Here is a 19,286-nt window from a genome sequence, read left to right as displayed (position 1 = left end):
CGCTAGGCGCATGGAAATTCCCGTTCGCTATCAGCCTCGTCTTTTAACTCCCGAGGAAAGGGAAGGTTATCTCGATTGGTCTTTAGATTTTTTCACCGACGATCACCTATTGCAAATTCCCTATATTGACTTGACCCTACAGTTGGATGTGACCAATGCCTATGGGGTTTACCAGCGGCACAAGAGCGGCAGGGGCAGTTTTTTTGCCTTTCTCCTCTGGCATTGGATGCAGTGTTTGCAAAACCATTGGGAATTTCGGCTCCGCTATGACAACCAACAATGGTATGTGCTCGATAATCCGCCGGCCATGGTCAGCGTGGCGATCGGGGGCAAACAACGCTTTTCGGAAATGTTGCTGGAAAATGTAGTGCAACTTAATTACAAGGAGTTTAGCGAACTTTATAGTGAAAAATTAGCCCAAATTCGGGCTGGGTATTACCAGCGGGCTGAATATGACACCTTTTGTTTAGCTTGTATTTTTGGCAACTTGCCCAACTTGAGATTTACGGCCTTGAGCGTGCACTATCGCCGGGAAACAATCCAAGGGCAACCCTGGCTTTACTTCGGGCAACGCTATCAGCACAATGAGCGGTTATTTATTCCTCTTTGTTTTAAAATCCACCACGCCAATACGGATCCCTTGGTACTGGACCAGGCCATCAATCAATTTCAAGCTCGCTTCATTTAACCTATCTAATCCAAACCTTAAACTGTCTCAAATATCTTTGGCGATCGCCTTCTCACTGGAATTGAAAGCCAACTCTGACGTAGAAAAACTAAAATCAATAACCACAAACAAGCAACTATTATCAGTTTACCGTAGATTTTGCCCTTACAATGATTTTTTAATAATTAATTAACACTATATTTAAGAAACCTATCAATTTATAAATAATTACCAACAAAATAAAGTTTATTATATCAGCCTCGATAAACTGAAGGTATCGATTAGGGGTAAATAGATATGGTAAGTTCAGTCGTCGAAAAAACCTCTGTGGCCCATAAAGAAACTGCTTTAATCCTCTGGTTTGAAGAGGTGGGCACCCATGACGTTGGCTTGGTGGGGGGTAAGAATTCTTCCCTGGGGGAAATGATTCAACAGTTGACCAGCAAGGGAGTAAATGTGCCTTCTGGTTTTGCCACCACTGCTTATGCTTACCGCTATTTTATCCAAGAGGCTGGCTTAGAGCAAAAACTGCGGAATCTCTTTGCCGACCTGGACGTGAATAACATGGTCAATTTGCAGGAGAGGGGTCATCTAGCCCGGCAATTAATATTAGACACTCCCTTCCCCCAAAACCTACAAGCGGCGATCGGCGAAGCCTATGGAGCCATGTGTGAGCGCTACGGTTGCAAGGTTGATTGTACTGGAGTGGATGTGGCGGTGCGCTCCAGTGCCACAGCAGAAGATTTACCGGAGGCTAGTTTTGCGGGGCAACAGGAAACCTACCTCAATGTCCACAGTCTTTCCTGCGTTTTGGAATCCTGCCATAAATGCTTTGCTTCCCTGTTCACTGACCGGGCCATTTCCTATCGGCATCACAATGGCTTTGACCATTTTGCGGTGGCTTTATCGGTGGGTGTACAAAAAATGGTGCGCTCTGATCTGGCCACTTCTGGGGTGATGTTTTCCATTGATACGGAAACAGGTTTCAAAAATGCGGCTTTGATTACCGCGGCCTATGGGCTGGGGGAAAATGTGGTCCAGGGCGCGGTGAACCCCGATGAATATTTTGTGTTTAAACCCACTTTGAAGGAAGGTTTTAAGCCAATTTTGGAGAAACGTTTAGGCAGTAAAGCCATTAAAATGGTTTACGATGTGGGCGGTTCTAAACTGACTAAAAATGTGGAAGTGGCGGAACCAGAACGGGAAAAATATTGCATTAATGATGAAGAAATTCTCCAACTAGCCCGTTGGGCTTGCATTATTGAAGACCACTATTCTGAAGTGCGGGGAATTTACACTCCCATGGATATTGAGTGGGCTAAGGATGGACAAACGGGGGAATTATTCATTGTTCAGGCCCGACCAGAAACGGTGCAATCCCAAAAGTCCGCCAATGTGATTAAAACCTACGAGTTAAAGGATCACAGCCAAGTGTTAGCCACGGGGCGCAGTGTGGGGGCGGCGATCGGCCAGGGCAAAGCCCAGGTAATTCGCAATGTTTCTGAAATTAACCAGTTTCGTCCCGGCGAGGTCTTGATCACCAACCGCACCGACCCGGATTGGGAACCGATTATGAAACAGGCTTCGGCGATCGTTACTAATCAAGGGGGTCGAACCTGCCATGCCGCAATTATTGCCAGGGAAATGGGCATTCCGGCGATCGTGGGTTGTGGGGATGCTACCGACAGCATTAAAACCGGCGAAGACGTTACCATCTGTTGCTCTGAGGGAGATGAAGGCTCTGTTTACAGCGGCATTTTGAACTACGAAGTCCACGAAACGGAATTATCTAATATTCCCCGCACCAAAACTCAAATTTTGATGAATGTGGGCAATCCAGAACAGGCCTTTGGTTTTGCCAGTTATCCCGCCGATGGTGTAGGCCTAGCCCGGTTGGAATTTATCATTGCTAATCACATTAAGGCCCATCCCCTCGCCCTGATGAAATTTGACGAGTTGGAAGATCCCGTTGCCAAGGCAGAAATTGCCCAGTTGACCAAACTCTACGCTGGCGATCGCCCGCAGTTCTTTGTCGATAAATTGGCCCATGGCATTGCCATGATTGCAGCGGCGTTCTATCCCAAACCTGTGGTGGTGCGGATGTCAGACTTCAAATCCAATGAGTACGCCAATCTCCTTGGTGGTCGTCAGTTTGAACCGAAGGAAGAAAACCCCATGATCGGCTGGCGGGGGGCCTCCCGTTACTATGACCCCAATTACCGAGAAGCCTACGCGTTGGAATGTCAAGCCCTCAAACGGGTCCGGGACGATATGGGTTTAACCAATGTTATTCCGATGATTCCTTTCTGTCGTACCCCCGACGAAGGTCGCAAAGTCATTGCGGAAATGGCTAAACATGGCTTGAAGCAAGGGGAAAATGGCCTAGAAATTTACGTGATGTGCGAACTACCTAGCAATGTCATTCTCGCCGATGAGTTTAGCCAAGTATTTGATGGGTTCTCCATTGGCTCCAACGATTTAACCCAATTAACCCTGGGTCTGGACCGGGATTCTTCCCTCGTTGCCCATCTATTTGATGAGCGTAATCAGGGGGTTAAACGCATGGTCAAAATGGCGATCGAAACGGCCAAAGCCAACGGTCGTAAGATCGGTATTTGTGGTCAAGCCCCTTCAGATTATCCTGAGTTCGCCGAATTTTTAGTGGAATTGGGCATCGATTCCATCAGTCTTAATCCAGATTCCGTGCTGAAAACCGTTTTACGCATTGCGGAGGTGGAAAAAGCGAAACCTAGTTAATCAACATACCCTGAGTAGGTCTTGAATTGCTCCACTAGGCTATATTTGTACATCCTCAGTTGTTTTCACTCTGATAATTCAAATTGATTATCCTCCCCCATCTCTGATAGTGGGGGATAATTTTTAAAAACAAGGTGTGGTAGGGCTTTCTGGTATCCATTGACGGTTAATTTTTTGGCTAGGGAGTAGACTAATTATCAATCATTAGTTAACATGCAGAACTAATACCAGATGTCGATTGGTAATTCCATAGGAGAACTTAAGTTTGAAATTATTTGTCAAGTTGGCAATTACCACTCTTTTAATTGCTGGATTGATATTCATTGTCCATCATTTTCAGTTAGGAAATGCGCTTAATTTGTTACTAACTAAAATTGAAAACTTAGGTTGGTGGGCTCCTTTAATTTATATCGCTGTCTACAATCTAGCCACAATTTTACTGATACCCGGTTCCTTATTAACCATGAAAGGAGGCTGTTTATTTGGTTGGTGGTGGGGCAGTATTTACACTACCGTTGCCGCTATGATTGGAGCGATTATTGCTTTTTTGATTGGCCGGCACCTCTCCAGAAATTGGGTAAGGCAAAAAATAGCAAAATATCCAAAATTTCAATTGCTCAATGTTGCGATTAAAAAAGATGGTTGGAAAATTGTTGCTTTAACTCGTCTTTCTCCCATTTTTCCGTTCAATTTACTTAATTACGCCTTTGGGGTCACTGATGTTTGTATAAGGGATTATATCACTGGTTCTTTTGCTATGATTCCAGCTACAATTATGTACACTTACATTGGCTCATTAGCTACGGATTTAACGACCATTGGTGACAACCTTAATGGTACACCCCAATTGATTCAGTGGTTCATGCGCATTTGTGGCTTGGGGGCAACAATATTTTTGTTTGTTTATCTCAAGCAATGGTCAGACAAAGTTTTCCATCAAAGTCTATCTAACTTAGAATCAAAAAAGTAAGTTAACACATCTAATTCAGTTATCAAGTTTTTGTCAGCTAAAATTAACGATGACCTATCTCCAAACCACCGCTGATTTTTACGCCGAAGTTGCCCAGACTCCAGAAGTGGGACTCTGTTGCGTTCAGAGTAGCCCTCTGCAACTGCCGGGCTTAGTGATTCCCCGCTCCATGCAAGAAATGAACTATGGCTGTGGTAGCACCGTTCATCCCAACGAGCTGGGTGATAACCTAAAAGTGCTTTATGTCGGTGTTGGTGGTGGGCTAGAGGCACTACAATTTGCTTACTTTTGCCGTCAAGTTGGGGCTGTAATTGCAGTGGAGCCTGTAGAAGCTATGCGTCAGGCCGCTAATCGAAATTTACGGTTAGCCGCTGAAGAAAATGATTGGTTCAGTATCGATTTTGTGGATATTCGGGCAGGAGATGCCTTTGCGTTGCCGGTGGCGGATAATTCAGTAGACGTAGTTGCGCAAAATTGCTTATTTAATATTTTTGAGCCAGAAGATTTATCCCGAGCTTTGCAAGAAGCATATCGAGTTTTAAAACCCCATGGTCGTTTAATAATGAGTGACCCCATTGCTACTCGGCCTATTCCCCGACATCTGCGTCAGGATGAAAGGCTCCGGGCCATGTGTTTATCCGGGGCATTGACCTATGAAGAATACACTCAGCATTTGATTGATGTCGGCTTTGGGCAAATTGAAATTCGGGCCCGTCGTCCCTACCGTTTACTTGATTCTGTTACTTATCAACTAGAGCAAAATTTGTTGTTAGAAAGTCTTGATTCCGTTTCCTTTAAAGTCCCGATCCCCGATGACGGGGCCTGCATTTTTACTGGTAAAACTGCTATCTATGCCGGTTCAGAACCCCTATTTGATGACCAAGCTGGCCATATTCTTCAGCAGGGAGTTCCTAGTGCGGTATGTGATAAAACAGCCTTAAAATTAGGCTCTACTTATCCAGATAAAATTCTGATCACTGACTCAACTTGGCATTATGATGGCGGTGGTTGTTGTTAAAATTAGTCTAATTGATCTTTGGCGATCGCCAGATTTTGCCCTCTTGTGTAGTTAACTTTGAGTAATATGGTTCAACACCTAGAAATTTCTTCACAAAAATATCCCATAACTCCCTTTGCCTCTAAGCTAACTGCTCCCTTGGGTAAGCAAAAAATTTCTACTCTCCAAATCAATTTAGGGAAAAGGTGTAATCTAGCCTGTAGCCATTGCCATGTAGAAGCTAGTCCCAAACGTACAGAGGAAATATCAGCGGAAGTTTGCCAACAACTAATTGAAATTATTCAAAAATTCCCCCAAATTAGGGTAGTGGATCTCACCGGGGGAGCTCCGGAAATGCTCTATGGTTTTAAGCCCATTGTGAAAGCGGCTAGAGAGATGGGAAAAGAAGTAATCGTCCGCTCCAATTTGACTATTTATTTTGAAATGGGATTTGCAGATATTCCGGACTATTGTGCCCAGCATCAAGTGAAAATCGTGGCATCATTGCCCTGTTACCTGGAAGATAACGTTGATAAAATGCGTGGCAATGGGGTTTATGAAAAGTCAATTAAAGCTCTGCAATGGTTAAATAAACTTGGCTATGGTAAGGATGCTAATTTAGTTCTTGATTTGGTTTATAATCCTCCTTTGCCAACTTCAGAGGAATTTTCTCTGCCCCCTCCCCAGGAGCCCCTTGAACAAGATTACAAAAAATTCCTCAAAGACCATTTCGACATTAGTTTTAATCACTTATTGACCATTACAAATTTACCCATTGGTCGAAGCAAATTTCACCTTGAAAAATATCAATTACATCAAAAATATTTGAATTTTCTGGAAAATAATTTTAATCCAGACACAGTTGACAGTTTAATGTGCCGCAACGAACTTTCCATTGACCATTTAGGCAATGTTTATGATTGTGATTTTAATCAAATGGAAAACATTCCCGCTGAAAATAAATTCAATCAAAAGTTAACTGTTGCTGATCTAATAAAAGCTGAAAATTTAGACTTAATTCAAAGAGTTAAAACCGCCCAATATTGTTATGGTTGCACCGCTGGTTCTGGTTCTAGTTGTGGAGGTGCACTAATTTGATCTTAGTTAGCTTTCTCTATTTACTTCCCCCTTGATTATATGTTTATCCATTGGCTAAAAAAACAATTTTTATTTTCCCAAAGGCAGAGTTTTTACTTTTTGGTTATTTCCACTTTTAGCCTTGTCATAATCTTTTTTGCCAGTCCGGCTCTAGCTCAGGAAACAGGCACCGGTGGCTTCAATCCCCAAAATTGGTTGCTTAATGCCCTGCAATGGATTGACGACTTAGGCACGGCCGGGGCGATCGCCTTTATTTTGCTTTACATAGTCGCAACAGTGGCATTTCTACCAGGATCAATCTTGACCCTAGGGGCTGGGGTTGTGTTCGGAGTAGTGCTCGGTTCGCTCTATGTTTTTGTTGGAGCTACTTTGGGAGCTACGGCAGCTTTCCTGGTGGGACGCTATCTTGCCCGGGGCTGGGTGGCCAAGAAAATTGTCGGTAATCAAAAGTTCAAAGCCATTGATGAAGCGGTGGGTAAAGAAGGCCTAAAAATTGTCATTTTAACCAGACTTTCTCCAGTTTTTCCCTTTAATTTATTAAATTATGGTTATGGCATCACCGGCGTTTCTTTAAAGGATTATGTCATTGGCTCCCTCGGCATGATTCCCGGCACCATTATGTATGTTTACATTGGCTCTTTAGCTGGAAGTTTAGCCACTGTTGGCACAGAAACTAACCAAGCTAATCCCACTTTACAATGGGCAATCCGCATCATTGGCCTTATAGCCACCGTTGCCGTTACTATCTATGTCACTAAAATTGCCAGAAAGGCTTTAGATGAAGCGATTCTAACATCGGAAGTAGTTGAATAACAGTTTATTTTTGAATTATTGTTCAGGAATTTTTTCAAATTAAATTGATAATTTAGAAATAATTTTAGCTTTTAATGTGATGTTTATTTCAATTTCAAATAATTTTTTGTTACACAATTATCCCTATGAATAACCCCACTATATCTAGTATTGACATTACCCCCCTAGATGAATATAACCAGCAATTATTAGCCCATGTTCATCCCCCCGATTGGATCAATCCTGCTCCCAAAGCTCAATATGATCTAGTGGTTATTGGAGCAGGTACCGCTGGTTTAGTGGTAGCGGCTGGAGCGGCCGGTTTAGGCATTGGTCTTAAAGTTGCTCTAATTGAAAAGCATTTGATGGGAGGTGATTGCCTCAATGTGGGATGCGTTCCATCCAAGGCCTTAATTAGCTCGGCCCGGGTGGTGGGGGTGATGAATAATGCCGACAGTTTGGGCATTAAAAAACCAGACAATATTGAAGTTGATTTTCCGGCCGTGATGGCCAGAATGCGCCAAATTCGGGCTGGTATTAGCCACCATGATTCTGCCCAAAGATTTCGGGATTTAGGCATTGATGTTTTTCTTGGGCAAGGACATTTTTTGCGTAACAATAAAATTGAGGTGGGGGAAACTATTCTTAATTACAAAAAAGCTGTAATCGCCACTGGAGCTAGGGCGGTAAAACCTGACATTCCCGGTATAGAAGAAGTCGGATTTTTAACTAATGAAACAGTATTTTCTTTAACGAAATGTCCCGATCGCCTGGCGGTTATTGGCGGTGGCCCCATTGGCTGTGAGCTAGCCCAAGCCTTTCAGCGGTTGGGAGCCAAAGTTACCCTGCTTCATCGAGGTGATCATTTATTAAATAAAGAAGATCCAGAAGCTGCGGAAATTGTTCAACAATCCTTACTTAAAGATGGCGTTCAATTAGTTTTAAATGTCAAATTAGAACGGGCAGAGTTAACAGAAAATGGCAAGACTTTACACTACAGCAATAACAGTGAATCAGGTTCCGTTATCGTCGATGAAATTCTAGTTGGTGCAGGGCGAGCCCCCAATATGGAGGGATTAAATTTAGAGGCTGTGGGGGTAAAATTCGATCACCGGGGCGTGAAAGTGAACGATTATTTGCAAACTACCAATCCACAAATTTATGCCGCCGGGAATATTTGTATGGACTGGAAATTCACCCATGCCGCTGATGCTGCCGCCCGCATTGTGATTAAAAATACTCTCTTTTCTCCCTTCGGTTTAGGACGTAGTAAATTAAGTCATTTAACCATGCCTTGGGTGACCTACACTGACCCAGAAATTGCCCACGTAGGACTAAATGAAACTACCGCCGATGCTTTAGACCTAGGCTATAAAACTATTAAAATTCCCTTCTCTCAGGTTGACCGGGCGATCGCCTGCGGAGAGACGGAGGGCTTTTTGAAAATTATTCACATAGCCAACAGCGATGAAATTTTAGGCGCCACCATTGTCGCTCCCCACGCCGGGGAAATGATCTCAGAAATAACCACAGCCATGGTCAATAAAATTGGTTTGAGTAAATTGTCTGGTGTTATTCATCCCTACCCTACCCAAGCGGAAGCAATTAAAAAAGCTGCTGATACTTATCGTCGTACTTTGCTCACGAATAATACGAAAAATTTATTAAAAATTCTAGCTAAATTTCCCAGCAAATTATTCTAAAAAGAATAACTAAAAACTCTAAAAATGAGAAAATTAGTTAACAAATTAAATCTGCACTAACCTGTTCTAAGATTGGCCACAACAGGTTTCATAACCTAAACTTTCTAAGATTAGATCGCTGACAGCATTGGCCACCGCAAATTCACTAAAAAAACTTTCCCGAAAATCAAAAGCTTGCATCTCGGTCACAATGGCAATTACTAAGGAGCCCAGGTCATTTTCCCCTTCCAATCGTTGACGTACAAAAATTTGGGCAGCCCGTTCCGCAATGGTGGCATTAATTCCTTCGGGGATAAATTCTTGGTTAAGCCATTGTTGTAATCCTTGACGTAACCAATCTCCCTCTTGCACAGGGTCTTGGATGGGGGGCAATGTGATGGGGGGGATGGGGTCAACAGCCATAGTTCTAGGACGCTTTGCTAATAAAATGTTGACGGAATATTGTCAAAAAATGGGCAATTCAAGGCCATCGTAGCAGATTGTTACATGGCCAAAAACAGGTCCAAAAGTTACTAAAACAAGAAGTAACGCTGGGCCATGGGCAATACCGTTGCTGGCTCACAGGTGAGTAATTCTCCGTCGGCCCGCACTTCGTAAGTTTCTGGATCTACTTCAATATGGGGCAAATAATCATTCAGTTTCAAATCCCGTTTGGTTAACTGGCGAATATTTTTCACCGCCACCACCGGCTTGCTCAGTCCCAATTTTTCTCCAATATCTTTTTTGGCCGCCTTCTGGGAAACAAAAGTCACACTCGTAGCGGCGATCGCCCCACCATAACTAGCAAACATGGGTTGCATATGCACTGGCTGAGGCGTGGGAATACTAGCATTGGCATCCCCCATTTGGGCGTAGGCAACCATGCCCCCTTTAATTACTAATTCCGGTTTAACCCCAAAGAAGGCGGGACTCCAGAGGCATAGATCCGCTAACTTACCCACTTCCACTGAACCGATTTCCTCGGAGATGCCATGGGTAATGGCGGGGTTGATGGTGTATTTAGCCACATAGCGCTTAGCCCGGAGATTATCATTATTTCCCCTTTCCCCGGTGAGGGCTCCCCGTTGCACTTTCATTTTGTGGGCTGTTTGCCAAGTGCGACAAATTACTTCCCCTACCCGGCCCATGGCTTGGGAATCGGAAGAAATGATGCTAAAGGCCCCCAGGTCATGGAGAATATCCTCCGCCGCAATGGTTTCTCGACGGATCCGAGACTCTGCAAAAGCCACATCTTCGGGAATATTACGGTGCAGGTGATGGCACACCATTAACATATCTAGATGTTCTTCCAGGGTGTTGATGGTGTAGGGTCGGGTAGGATTGGTGGAGGAGGGGAGGACGTTCAATTCTCCACAAATTTTGATAATGTCCGGTGCGTGCCCCCCCCCGGCTCCTTCGGTGTGATAGGTGTGAATAACTCGATTTTTGAGGGCGGCAATGGTGGTTTCCACAAACCCCGCTTCGTTGAGGGTGTCGGTGTGGATAGCCACCTGGACGTCGTAATCTTCCGCCACGCTCAAACAGTTGTCGATCGCCGCTGGGGTAGTGCCCCAATCCTCATGGAGTTTCAGCCCGATCGCCCCAGCCTTAATCTGCTCTGCTAAGGCCGCCGGTTGACTGCCATTGCCTTTGCCCAAAAAGCCCAGGTTAATGGGAAAGCCATCGGACGCCTGTAACATGCGGTGAATATTCCAAGCCCCGGGGGTACATGTGGTGGCTTTGGTGCCCGCCGCTGGCCCAGTGCCGCCCCCCACCAGGGTAGTAACCCCCGAAGCTAAGGCCGTTTCAATCTGTTGGGGACAAATAAAATGCACGTGGGCATCAATTCCCCCCGCCGTTAAAATCATGCCTTCTCCGGCGATCGCCTCGGTGCTGGGGCCGATAATAATAGAAACATTGTCTTGGACATGGGGGTTCCCCGCCTTGCCAATGGCGCAAATACGGCCGTTCTTAATGCCCACATCAGCTTTGACAATGCCCCACCAATCCAAAATCAAAGCATTGGTGATCACCACATCCACTGCGCCTTCTGCTCGGCTTAAAGGGGACTGCCCCATGCCATCCCGCACCACCTTCCCACCGCCAAATTTGACCTCGTCGCCATAGGTGGTATAGTCCTGTTCCACTTCGATAAATAATTCCGTATCCGCCAGCCGCACCTTATCCCCCACTGTGGGACCAAAGGTGTGGGCGTAGCTGTGGCGGTCCATCCGATAACTCATGGTGACTATTTCCTTTGTTAATCAAGGGGAAGGGATTCGAGCAGTTGCGTCAAACTATAGGAACATTTCTGAGGAAAATCCACTGTGTGGCCGGTTTTCTCCTGCACGTAGCCTAGGGCATCTTGATAAATCTGGGGTAATTCTTCCTCCAGATAGTTTTTCAGAGTAGTGGTCAAATGGCGGCGCAATTGGGTACGAAAACCCTGTATTTCAGCTCGCCAATGGTTTTGGTTCCGCCCCCGTTCCTGCTGCCAGTATTGCAAGAGTAGGCAATGGCGCATTAGCTGCTCCAAAAGATGGGCGACTCGATTGCGGTCCCGCTTACCCAAACTTTCCAACTCCTCAATTAAATGAACCCAGTCCACATCCACCAGAGCATTCTGACGCAATAGGCTAACCGTCACCTCAAGCCATTGGGTTGGATCTTGCTCATAAAGTTCGGAGAGAACTTCGCTAGGGGAAATGGGGAATTGCAGTTGAGATTCCATTGCTGAGAAACTAACAGTCCGGAATATTTGGTTCAGTCTACCTAAAGCCCTTAACTCTTACCAGTGGCAGGGGAATAATCGGCAATAACGGCAATGTATAACAGGTGCAAAAGTAAACCCCCCAGCCAGATGCCGGAAAGGGGCGTCAACCAAGACCAATCGGCCTTGTTCAAGTTATGGACAAACCATAGGCCAGAATTAATCGCTAAAAACACCGCCACATGGACAGCAAAATTCATGCGATCGTCTAAACGGCGAAAGGCGGGATCGTTACGGTCGGGTTTACGGGGCCAACGGGGAGGCATAGATTACCAGTCAGGGTCACAATTCATCACTAGCCCCAATTTTAACGGCAACGGTCTGAAATCCCCGCAGATCGGGGCGTAAAATTTTTGGGATCCCTCCTAGTTTTGAGTCAACTAATTGAGCAAGCCAGATTTTTGTACTGTTTGCCAAGCGGGCCAAATTTTTCCCTGCATAAAGAGGGCGATCGCCTGGAGGCCATTGATTTCTGGATTATCCGGGGCCAGGGCTAGAGCAGGTTTTAGGGCCTGTTCCCCCTGGTATCCCTGCCAGTCATAGAGATAAACAAAGGCTAAATAGGCGTGGGCGTAGGGATTTTTGGGATCCAATGTGACTAACGACTGCAAAGCGGCGATCGCCTCGGACGGATTTTCCTGCAATACCCGGGCCAAAACCTGGGCATAGGTGAGACTCAGGGCATCAACAGGATTTTGGCTCAAACGATAGGTCCAACTAGCATCCCCCTGACGCAGATAATCGTGGCGTGGGTCGTATAAATTAATCCGGTCCACCTGGGCAAAAACCGGTTCTAATCCAGTAATACCCTGCCGTAAATTTTGCGCTAAATGGTACAGTTGGCTGACAAAATCCAATGGTGGTGCAGGTAAAGCCGGAGCGTTGGCATCCAGGGTGAGAGTAATCTCCGGCAAAGACAGAGGTTGGGCCGTCATCGTGCTGGGGTCTAACCATTGCCCTTTTAAGCGGTAATTCCCTGGGGGTAGATCCGCTGGAGGCAACATAGCTGTCCTTTCAACAATTTCAACCCCTTGATCCTCAACAGAAGGAAGCAATTCCCCCAAACCGATGGCATGGTCATGGAACCAAACTTGCCCTGGGTTAGCCGTATTTTCCCAAGTGAGCAAAACAATGCCTCCACTGAGGCGATCGCCGTTGCCCTGCCAATGGTAGGTAATTGGTACAGGTTGACCGGGGGGAGCGCTGGCCGGTAAATCAACTTGGGTCAATTGGGGCAATTCAGTGTTGATGGGACTGGGTTTAACTTCTATCCTGGGTTGACGGCGGTGCCAGAGGCTCAACTCATCACCATCGGGCAAAAGCCAGGTTTGCACAGCGGCAAAATCGTCATTCTGGGCAAGGGTTTCCCCCAACTCCACCTGTACGGGATCGGCTAAATAGTTGTCTCCGGTTTTGGTCAAGAACCAGTCGAAATTTTGCTGATCCTGTTGAATAATTTCCCCGTTACGACTCAATTCCCGACCGTAGGCCCGAAAATTTTCTGCTGCGCCATAATAATTGAGCGTGTTGGGATTGACCGCTGGGGTGTTGGGAATTACGCCCAAATTAATCCTTTGCTCCGGGGTGGTTGCTATGGCGGCGTTAATAACTTCCGTGTTGGGAGCAAGCAAAACAAAATCGGGACGAAATAATACCGATGGGTTTAGGGCTTGGACAATGCTATTACTACCGGGGATGGGAAATAAGTTACCAAGGGTGATCAAAATGGCGATCGCCAACGTGCCCCAACGTACCCATAACCAACGCCCACACCAACGAGTCAACCCAAAGGCGAGAAAAATAGCCACAATGGGCAGATAGGGCAAAATGTAGCGGTCATCTTTATTTTGAATAGCAGAACAGATTAGATAGGTGCCGCCGTAGTAATATCCCAGCCACAGCAATCCCGGTTTTGCTTCCCACCAGCTAGGCATCTGCAACGAAGCAGGAAAACGGTTTAGTAAAGATAAAATTACTCCCACCAAAGGAGGTATCAACCAAACCCAGGACAGGGCATTGGGTAAATCCTGCCAGTAGTAAGTCCAGGCAGCCAGGGTATTAATGGGAGGGTCCCCCTCCAAGGTGGCGGGAATGGCATTGGAATTTTGGGCGGTGCTAAATAAGTAAATCCAGTTGGTGCGATACCACGGATACCAGAGGGGAATGCTTGCCAGTAAACCCACTAGCAATTGAGCTAACCGTTGCCATTGTTTGGTCCACAGAGTCCACAATCCCAAGCCCACCAGGGGAAAAAACAGATAGAAAATAATACTTTGTTTAGAGAGCAAACCTAGTCCTAACCCAACTCCAGCGGCGATCGCCCAGAGCCATTGGGAACGGCGACCTTTGGCCTCTTTCCAATAGGTCAGACAGGTAAAGCTCAACAGGGTAAAAGCCAGGAGCGGGCTGTCCAACAACACAATCAAACGACTATGGATTAAACGAGGAATCAAAACCATGATGGCCACTGCCCACAGGCCAATTTCCCGGCTGAAAAGCTTTTTCCCTAGGCCGTAGACAGAGAGAATTAAAATGCCACTCCAGAGCCAATTACTCAATAAAGCCAGATCACTGCCTGGGCCATCCAGTCCCTGGAAAGGAGCATTGACAATGTAGGTCAAAGGGGGATATTTGGTGGAAAGCATCCAAAAACTCCGCCACCATTCCCCGCTCAAAAGGTTCGGCGATCGTAGGGCTTGCCAATATTCCAGGCCGTAGGATAGGTGATTACTTTGGTCCCAGGCCGGCACCGTCTGGTCCATGGCCAACCAGAGGCGATCAAGGCCGTTGCTACCAAGCCACACCAGGGCCAAGAGCAGAGGCACTCCCCAGGATTTAGATAAAATTTGCTTAACCATAGTAGGGGTTAGACGTAAGATGGATACCAACAGCCCATCGTTATGATTGGGCAGAGAGTCTTCCTGGCCTGACCCAAACGGTTAGGGTTAGGGGGGCTTACCATTCAGCATTAATCATTTTGGTAATCCTATGAGTGCAAACCTTGCCCAACTCCACCAGGCCCTGGAAAATCGTACCGCCTTAAAGGTAATTAGCGGTTTAAATAACTTCGATGGCGCCAATGTTTTAGCTGTGGCCCAGGCCGCCCAGGCTGGGGGAGCGACTTTTGTGGACATTGCGGCCGATCGCCAACTGATCCAACAGGTACGCCAAGCCATTGATTTGCCCATTTGTGTGTCAGCGGTGGAAGCGGAATTGTTAGCGGCAGCAGTGCCCGCGGGGGCTGACTTGGTGGAAATTGGTAACTTTGACAGTTTTTACGCCCAGGGTCGCCGTTTTGAAGGGCCAGAGGTGTTAGCCCTCACCAAAGCAACCCGTCAACTGTTGCCCCATACTTTACTCTCTGTTACCGTGCCCCACATCTTGGCCTTGGATGAACAGGTGCAATTGGCCGAAGCCTTAGTGGCCGCTGGAGCCGACATTATCCAAACCGAAGGTGGCACCAGTGCCGAACCCCATCACCCCGGAGTTTTAGGGCTGATTGAAAAAGCTGCCCCCACTTTGGCCGCCGCCCATGCCATCAGTCGAGCCGTCACTGTCCCCGTACTCTGTGCCTCTGGTCTGTCCGATGTGACCGTTCCCATGGCGATCGCCGCTGGGGCCAGTGGAGTAGGGGTTGGTTCCGCAATTAACCAATTGAACGACCAAGTGGCTATGGTGGCTGCGGTTCGTCGCTTGGCCGATGCTTTAGTGGCCCAGCCTGTGCGGGTGGCGTAGTTATCGGTTTCAGTTCGACTAAATAACTCAAAAACCCCTTGACTCTCCAGTAAAGTCCCCCAGTATTGCGGTCGCTTTAGCAAGGAGATTTAGGGGGCAAACTGAGACTTGGAAAATAAAAACCGAGGGGAGCGTCGGAATAACCGTTGACTCCCCCTGGCGAGCGCGTTACAACTTTTTTTGCCTAACTAACCCCGGGGGCCACCGCTGATTCCGCTTTGAAGAGGGAAGCCATAATGTCCGCCGCCATCTGCGCTGGGGTTAAGCCAAGATCAACTGTCGATTGTTCCGGAGTGGCGTGGTCCACCAGCATATCGGGTACCCCTAGACGCTTCAAAGGTACGAGCACATTGTTATCCATCAAGGCCTCCGCCACCGCTGAGCCAAAGCCCCCCATCAAACAACCTTCTTCCATGGTTACCACTTTGCCAATGCGCTGGGCCAAGGGCAAAATTAGTTCCGTATCCAGGGGTTTAACAAAGCGGGCATTAACCACCGTCGCTTCAATGCCATGTTCGTGGAGCAATTCTGCTGTTTGCAGAGCCGGATACACCATGGAGCCATAGCCCAGCAATAATACATCGTCCCCAGACCGGAGAATTTCCCCCTTGCCGATTTCCAGCGACTCCCAACCTTCCTCCATCAGGGGCACTCCAATACCATTACCCCGGGGATAACGCATGGCGATCGCCCCATCGGTGTAGTCAACACCCGTGACCAACATTTGCTGTAGCTCTGCCTCATCCTTAGGAGCCATGATCACCAAATTGGGGATGCAGCGGAGATAGGCAATGTCATACATCCCTTGGTGGGTAGGGCCATCGGCCCCCACAATGCCCGCCCGGTCTAGGCAGAAAAACACCGGTAATTTTTGGATGCAAACGTCGTGGATAATCTGGTCATAACCCCGCTGCAAAAAGGTGGAATAGATGGCTACCACCGGACGCATTCCTTCACAGGCCATGCCTGCGGCTAAAGTAACGGCATGTTGTTCGGCAATGCCTACATCCACATACTGTTTGGGGAGCTTGGCCTGGAGTTTATCCAACCCTGTCCCCGTCGCCATGGCCGCCGTGATACCGACAATGTGGGGATTTTCCTTAGCTAGGGTGGTTAACGTGTGGGCAAAAACCTTGGAATAACTGGGGGGTTTAGGCTTGCTGGAGGGGTAGGCCTTCCCAGTGGAAAGATTAAAGGGACTTTGGGCGTGGTAACCCACCTGGTCTTTTTCTGCCAGGTCATAGCCCTTACCTTTGGTGGTGGAAACATGGACAAATACCGGGCCTTGTACTTTTTCCGCTTGCTTAAATGTGTCGATTAATTCCTGCAAATTGTGACCATCAATGGGTCCAAAATATTTGAAGCCCAACTCTTCAATCACCGCCCCCACCTTGGGCACCACCAGCCGCTTCATCCCTTCCTTAACCCGCTCCATTTCCGGGGTGAGGGAATCGCCAAGGAAAGGTAAGTGCTTAATTTGTTCCTCCAGATTGTCCGTTAGAAATTGCATCGGACTGCTGAGGCGTACCTTATTCAAATAACGAGAAATGGCGCCCACATTGGGGGAAATGGACATTTCGTTATCGTTGAGCACCACCATTAACTTGGTGTGGGGTAAATGCCCCGCATGGTTAATTGCTTCCAGGGCCATGCCTCCGGTCAAAGCGCCGTCGCCAATGATGGAAACCACCTTGAAGTCTTCCCCTTTGGCATCCCGGGCTAGGGCCATGCCCAAGCCAGCAGAAATACTAGTGGAAGCGTGGCCAGCACCAAAATGGTCAAAACGACTTTCGGAGCGTTTCAGGTAACCAGCCACCCCATCTTTCTGCCGCAGGGTGTGGAAATCGTGGTAACGACCAGTCAACATTTTGTGGGGATAGGCTTGGTGCCCCACATCCCAAATCACCCGGTCTTTGTCCAAATCCAGAGTGGAGTAAAGCGCCACTGTCAGTTCCACCACTCCCAACCCTGGCCCCAAATGACCACCGCTGGTGGCTACCGTTTGGAGATGTTTTTCTCGGATCTGCCGGGAGACTTCCTCCAGCTCACGGATGGATAAACCCTTTAACTGGTTAGGGTGGGTCAGTTCGCTGATGTGCATGGTGGATTGGGACTAACTATGGCTAGATTGTGGAACTTTTTTCAGACTTCTCACACTTTAACCCATTGGGTGAAGGGAAGTTAGGAGGGAAAACTCCGGTCATGGCCTGGACAAAATATCCAATGAATCAATCATCAATCCACATTGACAAGGCTGGGGAAAAGGGTAGCGAAGATGTCATAATTTTTAACAAAGATTACTAAAGATTTCCCCCCAGTTCCCTGCGGTAGTAGCCATGAGTGAGCGTCCCCCCGAAAAGACCCTGGCGGAGTTGGCATCCCCAAACCATGAATGCCGGGCCTGCGGCTATGTTTACATTCCCAGCCAAGGGGATCAAAAGACCAATATCTCCCCCGGTACTCCCTTTGAGGCCTTACCCCTTAATTGGAAATGTCCAGTGTGTGGCGCTCCCCGTAACTACTTCATGAGCACGGGGGAAACCGATGCTCCCTCTGGTTTTGCTGAGAATCTTAACTACGGTTTTGGTTTTAACCGTATGAGCGGTGGCAAAAAGAATTTGCTGATTTTTGGTAGTCTTTTTGTCATTTTCCTATTTTTCCTGAGCCTTTACGGCATGGGATAAGGCTTAAATTTTCCCTCTGAGCCCTTGCTGTACTCCTTGATTATCTCTGTTCACAATGCCTTTTAAATTCCCCAGTTTGAAGTTTGAGCGACTGAAGCAACTTGCCCTAGTGGCGGTCATTGCCGTTTTCTGTGTGAGCTGTAGCCATGTGCCGGATTTGGTATTCAATCCCTGGCAAGAAATTGTTTTAGAAACGGATTCTACCTTTGCGGATATTGCCTTCACGGAGGATGCCAACCATGGCTGGTTGGTGGGCACCAAGGAAACCATTTTCGAGACCACCGATGGCGGTGACACCTGGGAGCAAAAGTTGATTGATCTGGGGGAAGAAAAGGCTAGTTTTTCCGCCGTTAGTTTCTCTGGCAATGAGGGGTGGATCACTGGCAAGCCTTCCATTCTGCTCCACACCACCGATGGTGGCCAAACCTGGGCCCGCATTCCCCTGAGCGAAAAATTGCCCGGCGCTCCCTATAGCATTATTGCCCTGGGGTCCCAAACAGCGGAAATGATTACGGATTTGGGGGCCATCTATAAAACCACCAATGGGGGCAAAAACTGGAAGGCTTTGGTGGAAGGGGCCGTAGGAGTAGCCCGCACCATTCAACGATCGCCGGATGGCCGTTATGTGGCGGTGTCGGCCCGGGGTAATTTTTATTCCACCTGGGCCCCAGGACAAACGGAATGGACTCCCCATAACCGGAATTCTTCCCGACGCTTGCAGACCATGGGCTATGGCAAAGATGGTCAGTTATGGTTGTTAGCCCGGGGGGGACAACTCCAGTTCAGCACCGATCCCGATGCGGAAGAATGGAGTGATGTGATTGCGCCCCAGGATAAGGGTAGTTGGGGTCTGCTCGACCTATCCTTCCGTACCCCCGAAGAAGTGTGGGTGGCGGGGGCTAGCGGTAACCTGTTGATGAGTCAGGACGGCGGCCAAACCTGGGCTAAGGACACTGGGGTGGAGGATATTCCCGCCAATCTTTATCGGGTGGTGTTCCTCAGTCCGGAAAAAGGATTTGTGCTGGGACAGGACGGGATTTTGCTCAAATATAACCCCAGCGCCGAGGTGGCTATGGTTCCCTAGGCGGCTCACAAATAGTAGACTAGACTCTAATTGCTTTGCATTTGTCAGTC

At 47.5% G+C, this 19,286-nt stretch carries 16 protein-coding genes; 10 read left to right on the top strand and 6 right to left on the bottom strand.

Translation table 11 applies throughout. The features are described from left to right. Window positions 1-10: 10 nt before the first annotated feature. From H6G45_RS12150 to H6G45_RS12120, 7 genes are all read left to right on the top strand, one after another. Window positions 11-688: a CatA-like O-acetyltransferase gene (locus tag H6G45_RS12150; protein ID WP_190598685.1), complete on the top strand. Its 678-nt coding sequence runs from the start codon at window positions 11-13 to the stop codon at window positions 686-688. A gap of 276 nt (window positions 689-964) precedes the next feature. Next, window positions 965-3,424, top strand: a complete 2,460-nt coding sequence (gene ppsA / locus H6G45_RS12145) for a pyruvate, water dikinase (protein ID WP_190598684.1) — start codon at window positions 965-967, stop codon at window positions 3,422-3,424. A 265-nt stretch (window positions 3,425-3,689) separates the two neighbouring features. Next, a complete protein-coding gene (locus H6G45_RS12140; protein WP_190598683.1) occupies window positions 3,690-4,394 on the top strand; it encodes a TVP38/TMEM64 family protein in 705 nt (234 codons plus the stop codon). A 49-nt stretch (window positions 4,395-4,443) separates the two neighbouring features. After that, window positions 4,444-5,412 (top strand): arsenosugar biosynthesis arsenite methyltransferase ArsM, encoded by a 969-nt coding sequence (gene arsM / locus H6G45_RS12135; protein ID WP_190598682.1) that lies wholly within the window; start codon window positions 4,444-4,446, stop codon window positions 5,410-5,412. A gap of 66 nt (window positions 5,413-5,478) precedes the next feature. Further along, entirely contained in the window at window positions 5,479-6,489 is a 1,011-nt protein-coding gene (gene arsS, locus H6G45_RS12130) for an arsenosugar biosynthesis radical SAM (seleno)protein ArsS (RefSeq protein WP_190598681.1), read from the top strand. Between the two features lie 39 nt (window positions 6,490-6,528). Further along, window positions 6,529-7,302, top strand: coding sequence for a TVP38/TMEM64 family protein (locus H6G45_RS12125; protein ID WP_190598680.1), 774 nt, complete (start codon window positions 6,529-6,531; stop codon window positions 7,300-7,302). A 125-nt stretch (window positions 7,303-7,427) separates the two neighbouring features. Further along, window positions 7,428-8,984: a mercuric reductase gene (locus H6G45_RS12120; protein WP_190598679.1), complete on the top strand. Its 1,557-nt coding sequence runs from the start codon at window positions 7,428-7,430 to the stop codon at window positions 8,982-8,984. Window positions 8,985-9,050: 66 nt separating this feature from the next. Here H6G45_RS12120 and H6G45_RS12115 read toward each other — a convergent pair whose 3' ends face one another. The 5 genes from H6G45_RS12115 to H6G45_RS12095 all read right to left on the bottom strand — a co-directional run bounded on the left by H6G45_RS12115 (window position 9,051) and on the right by H6G45_RS12095 (window position 14,591). Beyond that, entirely contained in the window at window positions 9,051-9,386 is a 336-nt protein-coding gene (locus H6G45_RS12115) for a hypothetical protein (RefSeq protein ID WP_190598678.1), read from the bottom strand. A 110-nt stretch (window positions 9,387-9,496) separates the two neighbouring features. After that, window positions 9,497-11,206: an urease subunit alpha gene (gene ureC, locus H6G45_RS12110; RefSeq protein WP_190598677.1), complete on the bottom strand. Its 1,710-nt coding sequence runs from the start codon at window positions 11,204-11,206 to the stop codon at window positions 9,497-9,499. Between the two features lie 17 nt (window positions 11,207-11,223). Then, on the bottom strand, window positions 11,224-11,694 hold the full coding sequence (locus tag H6G45_RS12105) for a DUF29 domain-containing protein (protein WP_190598676.1): 471 nt from the start codon (window positions 11,692-11,694) through the stop codon (window positions 11,224-11,226). 50 nt (window positions 11,695-11,744) lie between these two features. Next, window positions 11,745-11,999 (bottom strand): 2TM domain-containing protein, encoded by a 255-nt coding sequence (locus H6G45_RS12100; RefSeq protein WP_010871713.1) that lies wholly within the window; start codon window positions 11,997-11,999, stop codon window positions 11,745-11,747. 114 nt (window positions 12,000-12,113) lie between these two features. Continuing rightward, window positions 12,114-14,591: a phospholipid carrier-dependent glycosyltransferase gene (locus H6G45_RS12095; protein ID WP_190598675.1), complete on the bottom strand. Its 2,478-nt coding sequence runs from the start codon at window positions 14,589-14,591 to the stop codon at window positions 12,114-12,116. Window positions 14,592-14,721: 130 nt separating this feature from the next. On the opposite strand from H6G45_RS12095, the gene H6G45_RS12090 reads away from it, so the two are divergent. Then, window positions 14,722-15,468: a DUF561 domain-containing protein gene (locus H6G45_RS12090; RefSeq protein ID WP_190598674.1), complete on the top strand. Its 747-nt coding sequence runs from the start codon at window positions 14,722-14,724 to the stop codon at window positions 15,466-15,468. Between the two features lie 184 nt (window positions 15,469-15,652). On the opposite strand, the gene dxs is transcribed toward H6G45_RS12090, so the two are convergent. Next, the gene (dxs, locus tag H6G45_RS12085) at window positions 15,653-17,569 is read right to left on the bottom strand and encodes a 1-deoxy-D-xylulose-5-phosphate synthase (protein WP_190598673.1); all 1,917 of its coding nucleotides are present in this window, start codon (window positions 17,567-17,569) and stop codon (window positions 15,653-15,655) included. Window positions 17,570-17,804: 235 nt separating this feature from the next. Between dxs and H6G45_RS12080 the strand changes: the two genes are divergently transcribed. Both H6G45_RS12080 and H6G45_RS12075 read left to right on the top strand, forming a co-directional pair. Next, entirely contained in the window at window positions 17,805-18,152 is a 348-nt protein-coding gene (locus H6G45_RS12080) for a rubredoxin (RefSeq protein ID WP_190598672.1), read from the top strand. A gap of 55 nt (window positions 18,153-18,207) precedes the next feature. Beyond that, window positions 18,208-19,236, top strand: a complete 1,029-nt coding sequence (locus tag H6G45_RS12075; protein ID WP_190598671.1) for a photosynthesis system II assembly factor Ycf48 — start codon at window positions 18,208-18,210, stop codon at window positions 19,234-19,236. Window positions 19,237-19,286: the final 50 nt, after the last annotated feature.

The sequence above is a fragment of the Synechocystis sp. FACHB-383 genome (genome assembly GCF_014698605.1).
Lineage (GTDB): Bacteria > Cyanobacteriota > Cyanobacteriia > Cyanobacteriales > Microcystaceae > Synechocystis > Synechocystis salina.
The sequence above is the reverse complement of the archived record's forward strand: the minus strand, read 5'-3'. Positions and strand labels throughout refer to the sequence as shown.

Excerpts from the sequence above, each read along its gene's own strand:
- H6G45_RS12150 (WP_190598685.1), top strand. The coding sequence starts at position 11 with ATGGAAATTCCCGTTCGCTATCAGCCTCGTCTTTTAACTCCCGAGGAA.
- ppsA (WP_190598684.1), top strand. The coding sequence starts at position 965 with ATGGTAAGTTCAGTCGTCGAAAAAACCTCTGTGGCCCATAAAGAAACT.
- arsM (WP_190598682.1), top strand. The coding sequence starts at position 4,444 with ATGACCTATCTCCAAACCACCGCTGATTTTTACGCCGAAGTTGCCCAG.
- arsS (WP_190598681.1), top strand. The coding sequence starts at position 5,479 with ATGGTTCAACACCTAGAAATTTCTTCACAAAAATATCCCATAACTCCC.
- H6G45_RS12125 (WP_190598680.1), top strand. The coding sequence starts at position 6,529 with ATGTTTATCCATTGGCTAAAAAAACAATTTTTATTTTCCCAAAGGCAG.
- H6G45_RS12120 (WP_190598679.1), top strand. The coding sequence starts at position 7,428 with ATGAATAACCCCACTATATCTAGTATTGACATTACCCCCCTAGATGAA.
- H6G45_RS12115 (WP_190598678.1), bottom strand. The coding sequence starts at position 9,386 with ATGGCTGTTGACCCCATCCCCCCCATCACATTGCCCCCCATCCAAGAC.
- ureC (WP_190598677.1), bottom strand. The coding sequence starts at position 11,206 with ATGAGTTATCGGATGGACCGCCACAGCTACGCCCACACCTTTGGTCCC.
- H6G45_RS12105 (WP_190598676.1), bottom strand. The coding sequence starts at position 11,694 with ATGGAATCTCAACTGCAATTCCCCATTTCCCCTAGCGAAGTTCTCTCC.
- H6G45_RS12100 (WP_010871713.1), bottom strand. The coding sequence starts at position 11,999 with ATGCCTCCCCGTTGGCCCCGTAAACCCGACCGTAACGATCCCGCCTTT.
- H6G45_RS12095 (WP_190598675.1), bottom strand. The coding sequence starts at position 14,591 with ATGGTTAAGCAAATTTTATCTAAATCCTGGGGAGTGCCTCTGCTCTTG.
- H6G45_RS12090 (WP_190598674.1), top strand. The coding sequence starts at position 14,722 with ATGAGTGCAAACCTTGCCCAACTCCACCAGGCCCTGGAAAATCGTACC.
- dxs (WP_190598673.1), bottom strand. The coding sequence starts at position 17,569 with ATGCACATCAGCGAACTGACCCACCCTAACCAGTTAAAGGGTTTATCC.
- H6G45_RS12080 (WP_190598672.1), top strand. The coding sequence starts at position 17,805 with ATGAGTGAGCGTCCCCCCGAAAAGACCCTGGCGGAGTTGGCATCCCCA.
- H6G45_RS12075 (WP_190598671.1), top strand. The coding sequence starts at position 18,208 with ATGCCTTTTAAATTCCCCAGTTTGAAGTTTGAGCGACTGAAGCAACTT.